Source organism: Streptomyces europaeiscabiei, assembly GCF_001550375.1.
In the GTDB taxonomy this organism is placed as follows: domain Bacteria; phylum Actinomycetota; class Actinomycetes; order Streptomycetales; family Streptomycetaceae; genus Streptomyces; species Streptomyces europaeiscabiei.
On the sequence record NZ_LRTR01000211.1, the window covers coordinates 1 to 14,905 of the forward strand.

The 14,905-nt window shown below is 70.6% G+C and carries 13 protein-coding genes; 5 read left to right on the forward strand and 8 right to left on the reverse strand.

Features of this window, described 5'->3' with window-relative positions; genetic code table 11:
• Both AWZ10_RS10330 and AWZ10_RS10335 read left to right on the forward strand, forming a co-directional pair.
• Window positions 1-542 (forward strand): ATP-binding protein (locus AWZ10_RS10330; RefSeq protein ID WP_159058244.1); only part of this gene is annotated, 542 nt, incomplete at its 5' end.
• A gap of 6 nt (window positions 543-548) precedes the next feature.
• Complete coding sequence (locus AWZ10_RS10335; protein ID WP_060890918.1) at window positions 549-3,380, forward strand: poly(A) polymerase; 2,832 nt, start codon at window positions 549-551, stop codon at window positions 3,378-3,380.
• A 29-nt stretch (window positions 3,381-3,409) separates the two neighbouring features.
• Here the strand turns inward: AWZ10_RS10335 and AWZ10_RS10340 are convergent, their stop codons facing one another.
• The 3 genes from AWZ10_RS10340 to AWZ10_RS10350 form a co-directional block, all read right to left on the reverse strand.
• Window positions 3,410-4,237 carry a hypothetical protein gene (locus AWZ10_RS10340; RefSeq protein ID WP_060890919.1) on the reverse strand — a complete coding sequence of 276 codons (828 nt, stop codon included), beginning with the start codon at window positions 4,235-4,237 and terminating at the stop codon, window positions 3,410-3,412.
• An 87-nt stretch (window positions 4,238-4,324) separates the two neighbouring features.
• Complete coding sequence (locus AWZ10_RS10345) at window positions 4,325-4,534, reverse strand: DUF397 domain-containing protein (protein ID WP_060890920.1); 210 nt, start codon at window positions 4,532-4,534, stop codon at window positions 4,325-4,327.
• Window positions 4,531-5,394, reverse strand: coding sequence for a helix-turn-helix domain-containing protein (locus tag AWZ10_RS10350; protein ID WP_060890921.1), 864 nt, complete (start codon window positions 5,392-5,394; stop codon window positions 4,531-4,533). Before AWZ10_RS10350 ends, AWZ10_RS10345 begins: the two co-directional genes overlap by 4 nt.
• Before the next feature lie 155 nt (window positions 5,395-5,549).
• Between AWZ10_RS10350 and AWZ10_RS10355 the strand changes: the two genes are divergently transcribed.
• The 3 genes from AWZ10_RS10355 to AWZ10_RS10365 all read left to right on the forward strand — a co-directional run bounded on the left by AWZ10_RS10355 (window position 5,550) and on the right by AWZ10_RS10365 (window position 7,808).
• Window positions 5,550-6,104, forward strand: a complete 555-nt coding sequence (locus tag AWZ10_RS10355; protein WP_060890922.1) for an ATP-binding protein — start codon at window positions 5,550-5,552, stop codon at window positions 6,102-6,104.
• A gap of 149 nt (window positions 6,105-6,253) precedes the next feature.
• A complete protein-coding gene (locus AWZ10_RS10360; protein ID WP_060890923.1) occupies window positions 6,254-7,156 on the forward strand; it encodes a hypothetical protein in 903 nt (300 codons plus the stop codon).
• A gap of 52 nt (window positions 7,157-7,208) precedes the next feature.
• A complete protein-coding gene (locus AWZ10_RS10365; protein ID WP_060890924.1) occupies window positions 7,209-7,808 on the forward strand; it encodes a Uma2 family endonuclease in 600 nt (199 codons plus the stop codon).
• 12 nt (window positions 7,809-7,820) lie between these two features.
• Here the strand turns inward: AWZ10_RS10365 and AWZ10_RS10370 are convergent, their stop codons facing one another.
• The 5 genes from AWZ10_RS10370 to tuf form a co-directional block, all read right to left on the reverse strand.
• Window positions 7,821-8,945 carry an endo-1,4-beta-xylanase gene (locus tag AWZ10_RS10370; protein ID WP_060890925.1) on the reverse strand — a complete coding sequence of 375 codons (1,125 nt, stop codon included), beginning with the start codon at window positions 8,943-8,945 and terminating at the stop codon, window positions 7,821-7,823.
• A 14-nt stretch (window positions 8,946-8,959) separates the two neighbouring features.
• On the reverse strand, window positions 8,960-12,106 hold the full coding sequence (locus tag AWZ10_RS10375) for a glycosyl hydrolase 115 family protein (protein ID WP_060890926.1): 3,147 nt from the start codon (window positions 12,104-12,106) through the stop codon (window positions 8,960-8,962).
• A gap of 168 nt (window positions 12,107-12,274) precedes the next feature.
• Window positions 12,275-12,850 (reverse strand): hypothetical protein, encoded by a 576-nt coding sequence (locus tag AWZ10_RS10380; RefSeq protein WP_046706200.1) that lies wholly within the window; start codon window positions 12,848-12,850, stop codon window positions 12,275-12,277.
• The gene (locus AWZ10_RS10385) at window positions 12,847-13,398 is read right to left on the reverse strand and encodes an RNA polymerase sigma factor (protein ID WP_046706201.1); all 552 of its coding nucleotides are present in this window, start codon (window positions 13,396-13,398) and stop codon (window positions 12,847-12,849) included. Before AWZ10_RS10385 ends, AWZ10_RS10380 begins: the two co-directional genes overlap by 4 nt.
• Before the next feature lie 194 nt (window positions 13,399-13,592).
• Window positions 13,593-14,786 (reverse strand): elongation factor Tu, encoded by a 1,194-nt coding sequence (gene tuf / locus AWZ10_RS10390; RefSeq protein WP_046706202.1) that lies wholly within the window; start codon window positions 14,784-14,786, stop codon window positions 13,593-13,595.
• Window positions 14,787-14,905: the final 119 nt, after the last annotated feature.

Below are 14,905 nucleotides of genomic sequence, written 5' to 3' on the forward strand. Positions count from 1 at the left end.
CGCGGGGGCGCATAGGCGGGGGCGGCTCCGGCGCTTGCGCCGAGGCCGTCGCCGCGACGTGGCGCTGGCGGTCGGGGGCCTTCCCGAGGCTGATCCAGCTCGTGGGTCCGGCGGGCAGCGGCAAGAGCACGTTCGCGCGGGGGCTCACGGGCGTGGACGTGTACGTCTCGCTGGACGATCTGCGCGAGGCGCGCGGCGCACGGGCCGACCAGCGGGCCAACCCGGACGTGCTGCGCGCGGGGCTCGACCGGCTGGACGGGGCACTGGCCGCCGGCGGGACGGTGGTGTGGGACGCCACCTCGCTCACCCATCAGCAGCGCTCGCTGGTGCACGGGGTCGCCCACCGCCGCAACGCCCTGCTCACCCATGCCGTGGTCCTGGTCGACGAGGACGAGCTGATCCGGCGCAACACCCGCCGCGAGCACCCGGTACCGCCCGAGGTGCTCACCGTCCAGCTGCGCCGCTTCGCCCCGCCGTATCCGGGCGACGCGCACCGCACCTGGTACGTCGGGGCGAGCGGGACCACAGAGGAAGAGGTCTGAGGAACCGTGCGTACGAGCGAGGAGATCTACCACCGGGTGCGCTGGGACGCGCGCTTCGATCCGGCGCGCTTCGTGCTCGGCGTCCTGCAGCGGAACGCCGCGCCCAAGCGGGTTCCGCTGCCCGCGTTCGTGCCCGGCGGCGAGATCCCGTGGCACCGGGTGCTGTTCTTCGAGGCGGACGGCGAGACGGTGTGGGACCGGGCCACGGGGGTGGACCGGATCGACGCGACGGAGGCGGGGCGCGTACGGGAGGCCCGCCTGCTCCGGGCGCCCTTCTTCACGGCGCGCACGCCGCACACGTGGGACGGGGAGGGCTGGGTGCCCACGCGCGCACCCCGGCGGCCCGGCGTTGTCGATGAGGTCGGTGCCGAGAGCGTACGGGTGCTGACCTGGAACACCCTCTGGGACCGGTACGACGCCGACCTCATCGACAGCGCCGGGCGCAGGCCGCTGCTGCTGCGCGCCCTGCGCGAGGCCGAGGTCGACGTGATCGCGTTGCAGGAGGTCGAGGCGGAGCTGCTGGCGATGCTGCTGCGCGAGCCCTGGGTGCGAGCGGGCTGGACGCTGGGGACGGACCCGCGCGGGCGGGACGTGGACGCGTGCGGTCTGCTGCTCCTGAGCCGGTTGCCGGTCCGTGAGGCCGCGTTCCACGCGCTGGGCCCGCACAAGGCGGTGACCTCCGTCGTGGTGGAGACGGCCACACGGCCCCTCGTCGTCGCGGCCACCCATCTGAGCAGCGACCATTCCGAGAACGGTGCCGGTCGCCGCGCCGCCGAACTGGCCCGGATCGCCGAGGGACTGGCGGCCCTGGACGCCGATCTCGTCCTGCTGGGCGACTTCAACGACGGCGGCGACACACCGCAGATGACGCTCGGGATGCGGGACGCGTGGAGCGAGACGCACGGTCCGGACGACAGGACGCCGACCTTCGACCCTGGCGCCAACCCGCTGGCCGCTGTCTCGTCCCTGACGGGTCGGGCCTCCCGGCTGGACCGGGTGCTGGTGCGCGGGCAGGGTCTGGGGGTGCGGTCGGCCGAGCTGTACGGGGACGCGCCCTCGCCGGACGGGCTGTACGTCTCGGACCACTACGGCGTACGGGCGGAGGTGGGACCCGACGCCCCGGACACCGCCTTCGCGTGCCTCGACGTCCGGCCGACCGCCCGTACGGCCCTGGCGTGGCTGCCTCCCGAGGAGCTGTGGCCGCCGTTGCAGGACATCCGCCGGGAGCACGACCCGCAGATCCACCGCTGGCCCCCGCATGTGAACCTGCTCTTCGGTTTCGTACCGGAACACGCCTTCGAGCAGGCGGCCTCGGTGCTCGCGACGGCCACGACGGATGCGTTCGACGCCCGGCTGGAGGGTGTGCACTGGTTCGGCCACCGGGACGACGCAACGGTGTGGCTCGACCCGGCGGCGGCCGGCGAGAAGCCCTGGGCCGAGCTGCACAGCACGCTCGTACGCCACTTCCCGCGCTGCCGCGGCCGCCACGAGGGCTTCACCCCCCACCTGAGCCTGGGCCGCGCCACCGACCCGAACACCCTGGCCGCCGCCTGCGCGGCCCGGCTCACCCCCATGCCCGCCAGGGTCGGCGAGCTGGCGCTGCTGTCGCGACGCGGGGACGAGCCGATGCGGGTGCGGGGAACGGTGGGTCTGGGGACGGGAGAGGTGCGCTGGAGGGAGGAGCCGGCCCTGTACGAGGGCGGCGGCGAGGGCCGTGGGGACGACGAGGGCGGGGTAGCCGAACGCGTCACTCGCCTCGTCGCGGACGCGTTCCCCGACGGCGTCGTGCACGTCGTCGGCTCCCGGCGCATGGGCTGCGCGCTGCCCGGCGCCGACCTGGACCTGGTGGCGGCGCTGCCCGGCACGGTCGAACTGGCCGCTGTTCAGGCGAAGTTGAGTGATGTGACGCATGAGGCCTGTGACGTGCGCGAGGTGGTGGGCGCACGCGTACCCGGTCTGCGGCTGCGGCTCGACGGGCTGGACGTGGACCTGGCCGTCGTGGCCACCGGATCGCTGGACCCCACGGAGGCGGTGGACCGCCGGGCCGAGTTGGGTGAGGCGGCGGCGGTCGCGCTCAGCGCGGTGAGCGACGCGGAGGCGGTGCTCGCCTCGGTGAGCGGCCACGGTCCGGCGTTCGCCGGGTTGGCCAGGCAGGTCAAGGCATGGGCGAAGGCGCGGGGTCTGGACTCGGCACCGTTCGGCGGCCTGCCGGGCCTGGCCTGGTCCGTGCTGGCGGCCCGCACGGCGAGCGAGGCGGGAGACCTGCCTCCGGCCGATCTCCTGCGGCATTTCTTCGCGACGTGGGCGGCGTGGGACTGGCGCGAGCCGGTGGGCGGGCTCGTAGAGCCGGTGGGCGGGCTCGTAGGCACCTCCGGCGGGCTGCCTCTCACCATCGCGACGCCCTCGGCCCCGGTCCGCCCCTGCACGGACCAGGTCACGACGGGCATGCGGGACCTGATCACCCAAGAGCTGTTCCGTGCTTGGGAGTTGTTGGAGGAGGGCACCGCGTACTCGGGCCTCCTCACCCCTCCCCCGCTCCACCGCCGCCACGCCGCCTGGGCGATCGTGACCGTGGAAAAGGGTGCGTACGGGGGTGCGGACGAGGGCCGGGTACGGGGCAGGATGCGGGCCCTGATCACCGACCTCGCCGAGGCGGCTCCCGAGTGCCACGCCTGGCCCCGCCCCTTCACCACGGCCCCCGCCCGCTACGCCATCGGCCTGGGCCCGACCCCACCGACCGCCGCCGATCTGGCCGCCGTGGCGGAACGCAGGCTGCGCGGTCTGGCGGGGGTCACGCTGACAAGGGCGGAGGGCGGCGAGGTACCGACGCTCCGCTGAACGCGGAGGTCAGCGGAGGTCAGCGGAAGTCAGCGGACGTCGACGTAGACGGCCGGGGTGGTGACCGCGTCGGTGGTCGAGTTGCCGTAGTACACCCAGCGGTAGAAGCCGTCGGCCGAGGCGGTGGCCGTGGTGTTCAGGGCGCCGGTGGTGCTGGTGGTGACCTTCTTGACCGTCGTGAAGGAGGTGGCGTCCGAGGCGCGGTACTGGAGACTGACCGTACGGCCGCCGTAGCCGCCGTACTCCTTGGTGCTCCAGTTCGCCCGGGTCAGCTTGCCCGTGACGGTGATCTTCTTGCCCTTGGTGACCGTCTCCGGCGTGGCGCCGACGGTGGCCCTGGCCGCGCGCTTGAGCTGCACGGTCTTGGACCGGGTCTCGTACTCCTCGGTCTTGAGGCCGCCGCTGGCCTTCCACAGGCGCAGCACGACGGCGGTCTTCCAGGTCGTGGCGTCGTTGTTGGAGTTGACCTGCTTCCGGCTCGGATGCGGGTCGATGTGGAAGGTGCCCTCGCACCGGGCGTGCTTCGCGTCGGTCTCGAAGCAGGTGTAGATGCCCGGCCCTATGTAGTTGTCAGCGCTCTCGGCGGCCGTCTTCGGGGTGCCGCGGTAGATGAAGGGGTACGCGGTGTAGCGGAACGGGTCCGCGGTGCTGTACCCGGCCGGCAGAGCGATGTTGAAGGTGACGGGCGGCCGCACCTCCTTCGTCGTGCCGACCACGATCGGCTTGCCCTTGTTGATGACGATGTCCGACACGGTGATCCCGGTGTCCGCCGCGTGGGCCGCCGGCGCGTTCAGCACCGAGAATCCCAGCGCCCCCACGAGCGCGGCCACCGCGACGGTTCGTCTGCCTGACTTCATTCACACCTCTTCGAACAGATGCCCTATAGGAAGCGGCAGAGTACCAAGGGTGATCACGCAGACGGTTCCCGCATCCCGCAGAGACGCTCAGCCCTCGACCGCGTACGACACGAAGTCCGCCCAGGCGGTCGACGTGAGCGTGAGCCGAGGGAGCCGGATGTCCTTGGAGTCGCGGACGTGGACGGTGCCGGGGGTCGCGGCGACCTCGACGCAGGAGTTGCCGTCGGTGCCACCGCTGTAACTGCTCTTGAACCACGCCAACTCGGAGGTATCCCCGCCAACGGCCTTGTGGATCATGTTTCTCCCAGCAGTTGCTCGATGAAGGCCAGCGACTCCCGGGGCGAGAGCGCCTGAGCCCGGATGGTGCCATACCGCAGCTCAAGGATGCGCAGGTGTTTGGGATCATGGGTCGCCCGACCGTTGAACGCACCGTCGGAGCGGCCCACTGCACTACCGTCCGAGAACTTGAGCAGCTCGATCCTGCCGTCCAGTCCTGGGTGGGGTTCAGTGTTCGTCGGCATCACCTGAAGTGTGACGTTGTGCAACCGCCCCACCTCCAGCAGGCGTTCGAGCTGCCGTCGCCACACCATTGTGCCTCCGACCTGCCGACGTAGAGGCGCCTCTTCCAAGACGAAGTGAATCGACGGCGCCGGATCACGTTCGAAGACCCACTGCCGGGCAAGCCGGGCCGCCGCCATACGTTCCACGTCGTCCGGCGAGTACGGCGGCTGGGCCGCCCCGATGACGGCCCGCGCATGGTCCGGCGTCTGCAGCAGCCCGGCGATGATGTTGCACTCGTACACCCCGATCTCGACCGCCTGAGCCTCCAGCTTCCCCAGCTCCCGCACCTTCTTCGGGTACCGGACCTTCTTCACGTCCTCCCAGGTGGCCGAGATGAGCCCGCCCGCCTCCAGCACCTCGTCGGACTTGTCCAGGTACTCCTGCCGGGGAATCCGCTTCCCGGCCTCGATCTTGTAGACGAGGTCCTCTCCGTACCCGATCGCCACAGCGACGTCGGCCACCCGCATGCCTACGGCCTCCCGCCGCAGCTTCAGCTGTCGCCCCACGGTCTCGACGACCGCGACGCCCCAGTCATCGTCCGGGTCCACCTCCCAACCCGGCTCGTCCGTCGCGTCCTTGAGCCCGTCCACGTGCATCGCGCACCTCTCCGCCGTACCGCTGTGACTCAACGCCCCCTACCCGTACGCCGGTTCCGGACAGGCTGGACAGCGCCGGACAAGCCCTGGACAGTAACCGTACGTACCGGCGCAGTCACTGTTCACGGTAGGCGCGCACCGCCACGCTGAGTGACGTGAATACGGAAACCGCCGCCCCTGAGGCCGAACCGCACAGCCCCATCCGCAACTTCAGCGTGCGGCTGTCCCCCACACCACGCGGAGCCCGCCTCGCCCGCCTGCTGGCGACGGAGCAACTGCGCGCATGGGGGTTGCCGTTGGACCCGGCGCGGCACATCGTCGCCGAGCTGGCGGCCAACGCGGCCACGCACGGGCGGGTGCAGGGCCGCGACTTCGGACTCACGCTCTACGTGATCGGCGGCACCCTCCGCATCGAGGTCGTGGACACGTGCGGTGAACGGCTGCCCAGAGCCCAACGCCGTGCCCCGGAGGCCGAGTCCGGCCGGGGCCTCCTCCTCGTCGAGGCGCTGGCCGACCGCTGGGGCAGCGCACCGGGGCTGCCGCCGCGCAAGACGGTCTGGGCCGAGGTCGGCGTCCGACAGGAACCGGAACCCGCAGATGTGTGCTCCGGTGCGACGTGCGGTCTTTCCTCAAAGGACCGGGGAGAGAAAGAACCCCACCAAACCCCACCCCTCCTCCCGCCCGTCAGGCCGTCTCACCCTCGCGGGTGAACATCGCCGACTCGGCTGGATTCGGGACCGGTTGATGCCCTTACGCTCAGCGCAGCAGGACCCACACAACCGCAGACATACGACGGCCCTCGCCGGGACGGCAATCCCAGTGCGAGGGCCTGACCACCAAGGAAGAAAGCCCCTTCCCGATGGATACGCAGCACCTTAGCGCGCCCTCGCGCGCCCACGCCCGGGTTGGCGACAACAACCACCCGAACCGGCAGAGCCACTCCGGCGGCGGTCTGATCCACGACCACACCCGCCACACCGCCCGTTTCACGGTGATCGGCAACCACCTCGCCCAGCACCCGGAGCTGTCGCTCCTCGCGATCGGGCTGGGCGCTCACATCCAGTCGCTGCCGAAGGGCGCCCACGTCGACATCAAGAGCCTCACCGCCCGCTTCAAGGAGGGCGCGACCCGGATCGCCGCCGCCCTGCACGAGTTGCAGGACCACGGGTACCTGCGCCGGGAGCGCGTACGCACCCCCGGCGGCCGGATCGTCACCCGCACGATCTCCTGCAACCAGCCCGGCCGCACCCAGGCGGAGGACGAGCCCGTACGCCGGGACGACGTACGCCGTAACAGCGCGCCCCGGAAGGAGAAGGCACCCCGCAAGCCCCTCCCCGCCGTCCCCCAGCCCGCCTACCGCTCCCCCACCCTCCTCCAGACCGCCACCGACCTCCTCGCCGACCTGCGCCGCACGGACGCCCGCCTCCTCCTCTCGGCCTGCGACACCGCCCACCTCGCGCCGGGCGTGGCCGCCTGGCTGGAGCGCGACCTCACCCCGACCGCCGTACGCGAAGCCCTGACCGGCGCCCTTCCGTCCGAGCCTCTCCACCGCCCGGCCGCCCTCCTGGCCCACCGGCTCGCGGCACAGCTGCCGCCCCCGCCGCCGTTCCGCGCCCCGGCGTCACCGCCCTCCGTTCACTACGAGATGACGAACTGCGACGGCTGCGACCGCGGCTTCCGAGGACCGAAGGGGAGCCGCTGCCGCGACTGCGGGCCCGACCCCCTGCACGACCTCATGCCCGACCCCACGGAGGCGACCTAGCATGAACGTGACGATCCTTGCCCCCGGGCACAGACGACGAGGAGCGAGCGCCATGACCATCGCCCCGGACGACGCGCAACACGGCGCCCCCCACATCTACCGAGCCATGCGGGACTTCGTTCAGTCGATGGACGACACCCTCCCCGGGAAATTCGAGATCACCAAGGAAGGGATCGTCCACGACATGGTGTCGCCCATCGGACCGCACGAGCTCACCGTGCTGCGCCTGCGGAAACGCCTGGAACAGGTGATGCCGGAAGAGATCGTGGCCCATACCGGTGAGCCGGACGTGGAGGGCGAAGCCGAAGGCATCATGCGACGCCCCGACGTGATGGTGATCGCCGAAGCCGACATGGAGGTCGAGGGAACCTTCGATCCCCGCACGATTCACGCCGCCGTCGAGGTCGTCTCCCGCTCCAACCCCGACAACGACTGGGTCACCAAGATGCGCGACTACCCTCTGCTCGGCATCCCCGTGTACGCGGTCTTCGACCCCCGCAGCGGCGAAGGCGCCGTCCTCACCGATATCCACGCCACCCCGGACGGCCCGCGCTACGCCACCCGCAAGGACTTCGTCTACGGCGAGGACGTCACCATCGCCGACTGGACCATCTCCACGGAGAACCTGCCCCGCTACCCGGACAAGGGCTGAGGGCGACGCCGGTCACCTCCCAGCCGCCAGCCCCTCCCGCAGCGCCCCGTACGCCGGCTTGCGCCCGTACTCCTCGTCCATCGGCGTCGCCGACCCCTCACCGTCGAAGACCCCCGGCACCCACGAGTACTTGTCCGTGTAGCCCCAGACCGTGAACGACGTGCAGCTCCGCGCCCCCAGACAGGCGTCCAGCAGCCTCCGGAAGTAGCTCGCCTGAGTCGCCGACTTCGTCTCGTCCACCGGCAGGATCATCCGCACGTCCACCTCAGTGAACGCCGTCCGCATCCCCAGCGCCCCGAAGCGGGCGAGGTTCTCGGCGACCTGCCCGGGGAAGCCGTACTGGATCGCGAGGTGGGCCTGAGCGCCGAAGCCCTGCACGGGCACGCCCTCCGCGCGCAACCGCTTCGCCAGTTCGTAGTACGCCGTGGACTTCGCGTTGACGCCCTCCACGTTGTAGTCGTTGAGGAAGAGCTTCGCCTTCGGGTCGGCGGCATGGGCCCAGCGGAAGGCGTCCGCGATGTACGACGGCCCCAGCTCACGCAGCCAGATCGAGTTCCGCAGGCTGCCGTCCTCCTCGAAGACCTCGTTCACCACGTCCCACTGCTGGATCTTCCCCTTGTACCGCTTCACCTCCGTCGTGATGTGCTTGCGCAGAATGCCCCGCAGCTCCGCCGAGCCGATCGACCCGTCCGCCACACCGGACGTCAGCCAGGCCGGCACCTGGCTGTGCCAGACGAGGGTGTGGCCGCGGACGACCTGCCCGTGGGCGCGGGCGTAGCGGACGAGGTCGTCGGCCTGCTTCCAGTCGTAGACGCCCCGCTGCGGCTCCACCGACTCCCACTTCATGGCGTTCTCAGCGGTCACCGAGTCGAACTCGCGTGCGGTCGTCCGGCGGTACGTGCGGTCCTCGGCCAACACGTTCAGATCCACGGCGGTGCCGATGCGTACGCCGGCCCGGTCGGCGAGCTTCCTCAAGGACGGGCCGGACAGGCCGGACGCGTCGGACAGGCCGGACGAGCCGGACCGGTCATGTGCCGAGGCCGGCTGCACGGCCACCGCCGTGGACAGCAGCGCCCCGGCGACCAGCGCGAGCACGGGCGTGCGGTAGCGGAAGCGGAAGCGGTTCATGTGCGTCATCCGTGGTTCCTCTCTCAGATTCGGTGGCTCTCCAGCGGCCCCAGATATGTCGGCGTCAGTCCGCCCGTGTCGATCACCAGCCTCTGCAGCACCACCGTCGGGTCGACCATCCAGAACGTCAGCCGGTGCACCCCGGGCCCGGTGATCGTGTGGCGGGTCGCCGTCACGTTCACGTTGTCCGAGGTGTTCCGCGCCCACTGCTTGTTCATCAGCCCGTCGTCGGCCCCCGTGACGGCGTTGATGTCGACGACCTGAGGCGCGCCGGAGCCGAAGGACACGGCGTACCGCAGCCCGCCCGTGGCCAACGCGGGGTTCCGAGGTGACACGTACGCCCAGACCGTCACCTCGTCCACGGCCGACACCACGCCGACCTCGTACTCCAGGCGCGGCCCGTCACCCCCCGGCACCTGCCGGGCGGCCGTCACCGGCCACGGCGTCACCCCCGCGCCGGTGCGCCCGATCCGCTCGATCCGGCGCCAGCGCACCCGCCCGTCGGGCGACCCCACCGCCCGCGCGTGGTGCTCCGCGTCGATCGCCACGTACCCGCCCGCCTCGACGAACCCCCGCAGCTTCCGCGCCTGACGCGCCGACGGCTTCGCCGCGACGGCCTTCACCGTGACCGAGGCCCCGGCCCCGCTCACCCGCAACGAAGCCTCGGCACCCCCCGCGGGCACCCGCCCCCAGTCCACCCGGACCCCCACCCGCACCTGCTCCTCGACCCGCCCCCGCGACCGCTCCACCACCAGCCACGGCTTTGACGACTCGATCCGGTACGAGAAGGGCGTACGCCCCCGGTTGAAGATCTCCACGTACTGCCGGGGGCGCGTCTGATACGGGCTGAAGACCGGCAGAGCCGCCTCCCTCGCCGACGCCGGCCACCACTGCCCCGAGTCGTCCGCCCCGTCGACCGCCACCCCCAGCTCCGCGGCCTGAGGCACCTCGATCCGCCGTACCTTGGGGAAGATCTCGTCCGGCAGCGCCACGTTGTTCTTCTCCGGCTGCTGCCACCCGGCGTTCGGGCCGTAGCGCTCCACATCCCCGTAGCCGATGTGCGGCTGGGTCTGGAAGCCCCGCCACTTCCCGCCCGCCACCTCGGAGTTGAAGCGACGGGCCAACGCGAAGTCCCGTGCCAGTCTCGCCTCGGCAGCCTCCGCCCGGCCGTTCGTCGCCGCCCTTCCCTGCCCCGCGTACAGCAGGTTCTCGAACTCGGCCGCCCGCAGCCCGTACAGGTTCGCCGTCGCCAGCACCGCGTACCCGACCAGCTCGAACCACGCGTCCTGAACGGCCGCGGGAAGCCGCCTCCCCACCCGTTCCGTCCGCTTCGCCAGCGCCCGCCACTCCTCCGTGACGCGTTCCAGCTCCCGGTGGCCGAAGAAGAAGGGCGTCTCCTGGTCGTCGTAGACGATCGCCCGCTCGTCCTTGGTGGGGTCCTTCGTCTCATCGAGGGTGATCCGGCGGTTCAGCAGCTCGGGTTTGCGGCGGGCCTGCAGCTGCCCGTACTCACTGAGCACCTCGGCGACCTCCGCCGCCGCCCCCGCCCCGAAGCTCTGCCGCGCGAACCCCCGCTCCCACTCCCCCAGGTTCTCCAGGCCCCAACGCCCCGGATTCCAGGCGTAGTTCAGGAAGAACTCGGTCGGCAGCTCGTTCCCCTTCAGGTCGCCGACGTTCACCACCCACAGACGGTGATTGCCGTACGCGTCCGCCTCGTGCAGCTGCTCCCACAGATTCGTGAGGTTCGCCGTGTCGACCCACTTGTAGTTGCGCCCGACGCCGACGTAGTCGAAGTGGTAGTACAACCCGTAGCCCCCAGGTCGTACGGGCTCTCCCGGGTCCGGATGCTTACGGATGTTCCCCCAGTTGTCGTCCGTGAGGACGACCGTGACGTCGTCCGGCGCCCGCAGCCCCCGGTCCCAGTACCGCTGGACCTCCTTGTAGAGGGTCCACACCTGCGGAGTCTCCTCCACCGGCCGGCCGGTCACCTCGGCGATGATCCCCCGCTGGGTCTCGATGATCTCCCGCATCAGCTCGATGCCGTCGCCGTCGGGCAGGCTCGTGTCGCCGTTCCCCCGCATCCCCAGCGTGACGACGCCCTCGAAGTCCTCGTCGACCATGCGCCGGATGCCGTCCCGCCAGTACGCCCGGATGGCTTCGGCGTTCCGGCGGTACGACCACTCCCCGGTACCCCCGTAGGGGTCCCGCCCGGGGGTCACCACCTTGCCCTCACCGTCCCGCACCGCCGGCACCGCGTGCCGGTTCCACTCCTCGATCCCCCGCATCATGGGCGCCTCATGGGACGTGCCCATGACAATTCCGTATTCCTTCGCCCGCGCGTGGTTCTCCGGATCGTCCTCGGCGAAGGCCCGCCCCCACACCGCCGGCCAGACGTAGTTCCCCTTCAGCCTCAGCAACACCTCGAAGACCTTCGCCCAGAAGTCCGCGTTGAAGCCCCCGGGATGCCCCGGCGCCTTCCCGGGCCCGAAGTACGCCGGCGCCCACGTCCCGAGCGCCGGGTTCTCATCGTTGATGAAGAAGCCCCGGTACTTCACGGCCGGCGCCCCCTGGCTGAAGCGGCCCGCCCGCACGTACACCGCCTCCCGGTGGACCGGCGGCACGTCGTCCCACCAGTACCAGGGCGAGACACCTAGGCCGTACGAGACGTCGTACACCCCGAAGATCGTGCCTCGCGGATCACTGCCCGCCACGACGAAGGCCCGCTCCACCCCGGGCATCGGCCGCTCGACGACCGTCTGCAACGAGGTCTCCCACTCACCCCGCACCCCGCGGACGTCCAGCTTCCCGGCGGCGATCAGCCCGTCGATCAGCGGGCTCCGGCCGATGGTCCCCACCAGCACGACCTCGGCCGCCATCGCGCTCCCCGGCCGCTCCCCCGTCACCCGCTCGATGTCGTCCCGCAGATCCCCCGCGACCCGTACGACTCCGGGGTGATCCTCGGGGCTGACCACGACCGGGGCCCCGACCAGCGCGAACGCCCCCGGCACGGGCGCGAAGGAGAGGTACGCGCCGGGGTCGGTGGCCTGCGGCCCGCCCGACGCATCCCCCGCCGACGCATCCTCCGCCCGCGCCACCCCTGGCAGGGCGGGCGAGACGGCGAGACCTGCGCCCGCTCCCAGAACGGTTCTACGGCTGACGTCCGCGGACATGCCCCACCCCTCGACCGGTCATCCCGAAGGCTGAATTTGCTCAGCGCCATGACAAATGGTGGAGGGAGTGAAGCGAGGGGACAACGGGTCGTACGCGCCGAATAGTTTCGAAGACCCAAGCCCCGGAGTGGCCCGCACGGTCGGCGCCGTACGGGCCACTCGGCCGCTTCACTTCAAGGACGCCTCGAATTCCGCCAATCCCTCCCAGGGCACCTCCCGGCAGGGCTTCGCCTTCCCCTTGACCACGTACATGACCCCGGCCGGGCTGACCGAGTCCTTGATCGGCTCCGGGTCCTCGAAGACCATGGTGTCGCCGGGACGCAGGGTGTACGTCCAGAGAGCGTTCGGATCCGTGACCTTCTCCGGCCCCGGAGTCTCGCCGCGCGGCTTCGCGCAGACGTAGCCGCTCCTGGGCCTGTCGAAACTCGTCCGAATGCCCACGTCATGCAGTTGCTCCGCCAGCTCGCCCCGGTGCTCCCAGGTTGCGAGTTCCTCACCGGTCACGGTGACGGTGCCGTCGTCGTGCCGCTCCACCGCGTACGCCTGCGACCCACCGGTCGACGACGGCAGCGCCACCACCACCCCCGCCGCCGCGACGCACGCCGCGAGGGCGACGAGCGCACGCCGGGTCGTGATCGTGCGGCGGATCACGGGCTCGGGCGCGTCCTCTGCCCGCAGCGCGATCTCCCGCTGGAGCTCGTCCAGCAGCCGGTCCTCGAAGGTCTTCGTCGTCCTCGTGGTCATGCCTTTCCCCCTGCGTAGCTGAGCCCTGCCGGATGGTCACTGCCCACCGCCACCGAGCGCAGCGCCCGGCGGGCCCGGTGCAGCCGTACGCGCGCCGTGACCTTGCGTATCCCCAGCGCCGCGGCGGCCTCGGTGACACTCAACTGGTCGACGGCCACGAGTTCGACCACCGCGCGCTCGCCCTCGGGAAGCCCTTCCAGGGCGGCCAGCGTCCGCCGCCCGGCCGCCTCGGCGTCGAGCTTGTCCTCCAGTCGGCCGATGTCGTCGACCTCCAGCAGCCGTCGCCCGGCGATCCGGCCACCGAGCGCGCTCTGCCGCGCACTGCGCCGCGCCTCGGCCGCCACGACGTTGCGCGCGATGCCGTACAGCCAGGCCGTCTCGCTGCCGAGGTCGGGGCGGTACGCGCGGGCGGAGTCGATCACCGCGAGGAAGGTCTCGGCGGTGAGGTCGGCGACGGTGTGCGGGTCGGCGACCCGCCGGGCCATGAAACGGGTGACGGAGTCGACATGACGGCGATAGAAGATCTCGAAGGCCGCGGGATCGTACATCTCTCCCCGCGGACCGCCCCGGCTTCTGCTGTCCGGTGCCAAGGTACGTACCTCCCGTGGTCGGTCGTGCTGTCACTTGTACTTGGACCGGGGAGGGAAAAGCGTTACGGGAAAAACAGAAGAGGCCCGTACGACCGAAGTCGTACGGGCCTCTCCAGACCTACCGGGTCAGAGACGACCGGGTCAGTTCAAGATCACTTCGTGATCTTGATGACCTGGCCGGCGCCCACGGTCCGGCCACCCTCACGGATGGCGAACTTCAGGCCCTCTTCCATGGCGATGGGCTGAATGAGCTCAACCTTCATCTCCGTGTTGTCGCCGGGCATGACCATCTCGGTGCCCTCGGGGAGGGTCACCACGCCGGTCACGTCCGTCGTACGGAAGTAGAACTGCGGGCGGTAGTTGTTGAAGAACGGCGTGTGGCGGCCACCCTCGTCCTTGGACAGGATGTAGGCCTGGGCCTCGAACTCGGTGTGCGGCGTGACCGAACCGGGCTTGATGATGACCTGGCCGCGCTCGACGTCCTCGCGCTTGATGCCACGGAGGAGCAGACCGACGTTCTCACCGGCCTGGCCCTCGTCGAGCAGCTTGCGGAACATCTCGATGCCGGTGACCGTGGTGGTGGTCTTGTCCTGCTTGATACCGACGATGTCGACGGTCTCGTTGACCTTGAGGACACCACGCTCGATACGACCGGTGACGACGGTGCCACGACCGGTGATCGTGAAGACGTCCTCGATCGGCATCAGGAACGGCTTGTCGACGTCACGCTCGGGCTGCGGGATGCTCTCGTCGACGGCCTTCATCAGGTCGAGGACGGACTGGCCCCACTCCTTGTCGCCCTCAAGGGCCTTGAGCGCCGAGACCTTGACGACCGGCAGGTCGTCGCCCGGGAACTCGTACTCGGAGAGCAGCTCACGGACCTCGAGCTCGACGAGCTCCAGGATCTCCTCGTCGTCCACCATGTCGGCCTTGTTCAGCGCGACGACGATGTACGGAACGCCGACCTGGCGGGCCAGGAGCACGTGCTCCTTGGTCTGCGGCATCGGGCCGTCGGTGGCGGCGACAACGAGGATGGCGCCGTCCATCTGCGCCGCACCCGTGATCATGTTCTTGATGTAGTCCGCGTGACCGGGGCAGTCGACGTGGGCGTAGTGACGGGTCTCCGTCTGGTACTCGACGTGCGCGATCGAGATCGTGATACCGCGCTGGCGCTCCTCGGGAGCCTTGTCGATCTGGTCGAACGCCGAGGCCTCGTTCAGGTCCGGGAACGCGTCGTGCAGCACCTTGGTAATGGCGGCCGTGAGGGTCGTCTTACCGTGGTCGATGTGACCGATGGTGCCGATGTTGACGTGCGGCTTAGTCCGCTCGAACTTCGCCTTCGCCACTGGGGTCCTCCTGGGAGTGGTTCTGGTACGCCTTACTTCATCGGCGCCAGGTGATCTTTGCTGGAAAGTCCGGGTCCTTGGACAAACACCCGTGTTTGCGGGTGTTTGCCCCCTGAGGC

What these genes read in the sequence shown, in the direction of transcription:
- AWZ10_RS10340 (WP_060890919.1), bottom strand. Translation starts at nt 4,237, where the DNA reads ATGAAGTCAGGCAGACGAACCGTCGCGGTGGCCGCGCTCGTGGGGGCG.
- AWZ10_RS10345 (WP_060890920.1), bottom strand. Translation starts at nt 4,534, where the DNA reads ATGATCCACAAGGCCGTTGGCGGGGATACCTCCGAGTTGGCGTGGTTC.
- AWZ10_RS10350 (WP_060890921.1), bottom strand. Translation starts at nt 5,394, where the DNA reads ATGCACGTGGACGGGCTCAAGGACGCGACGGACGAGCCGGGTTGGGAG.
- AWZ10_RS10360 (WP_060890923.1), top strand. Translation starts at nt 6,254, where the DNA reads ATGGATACGCAGCACCTTAGCGCGCCCTCGCGCGCCCACGCCCGGGTT.
- AWZ10_RS10365 (WP_060890924.1), top strand. Translation starts at nt 7,209, where the DNA reads ATGACCATCGCCCCGGACGACGCGCAACACGGCGCCCCCCACATCTAC.
- AWZ10_RS10370 (WP_060890925.1), bottom strand. Translation starts at nt 8,945, where the DNA reads ATGACGCACATGAACCGCTTCCGCTTCCGCTACCGCACGCCCGTGCTC.
- AWZ10_RS10375 (WP_060890926.1), bottom strand. Translation starts at nt 12,106, where the DNA reads ATGTCCGCGGACGTCAGCCGTAGAACCGTTCTGGGAGCGGGCGCAGGT.
- AWZ10_RS10380 (WP_046706200.1), bottom strand. Translation starts at nt 12,850, where the DNA reads ATGACCACGAGGACGACGAAGACCTTCGAGGACCGGCTGCTGGACGAG.
- AWZ10_RS10385 (WP_046706201.1), bottom strand. Translation starts at nt 13,398, where the DNA reads ATGTACGATCCCGCGGCCTTCGAGATCTTCTATCGCCGTCATGTCGAC.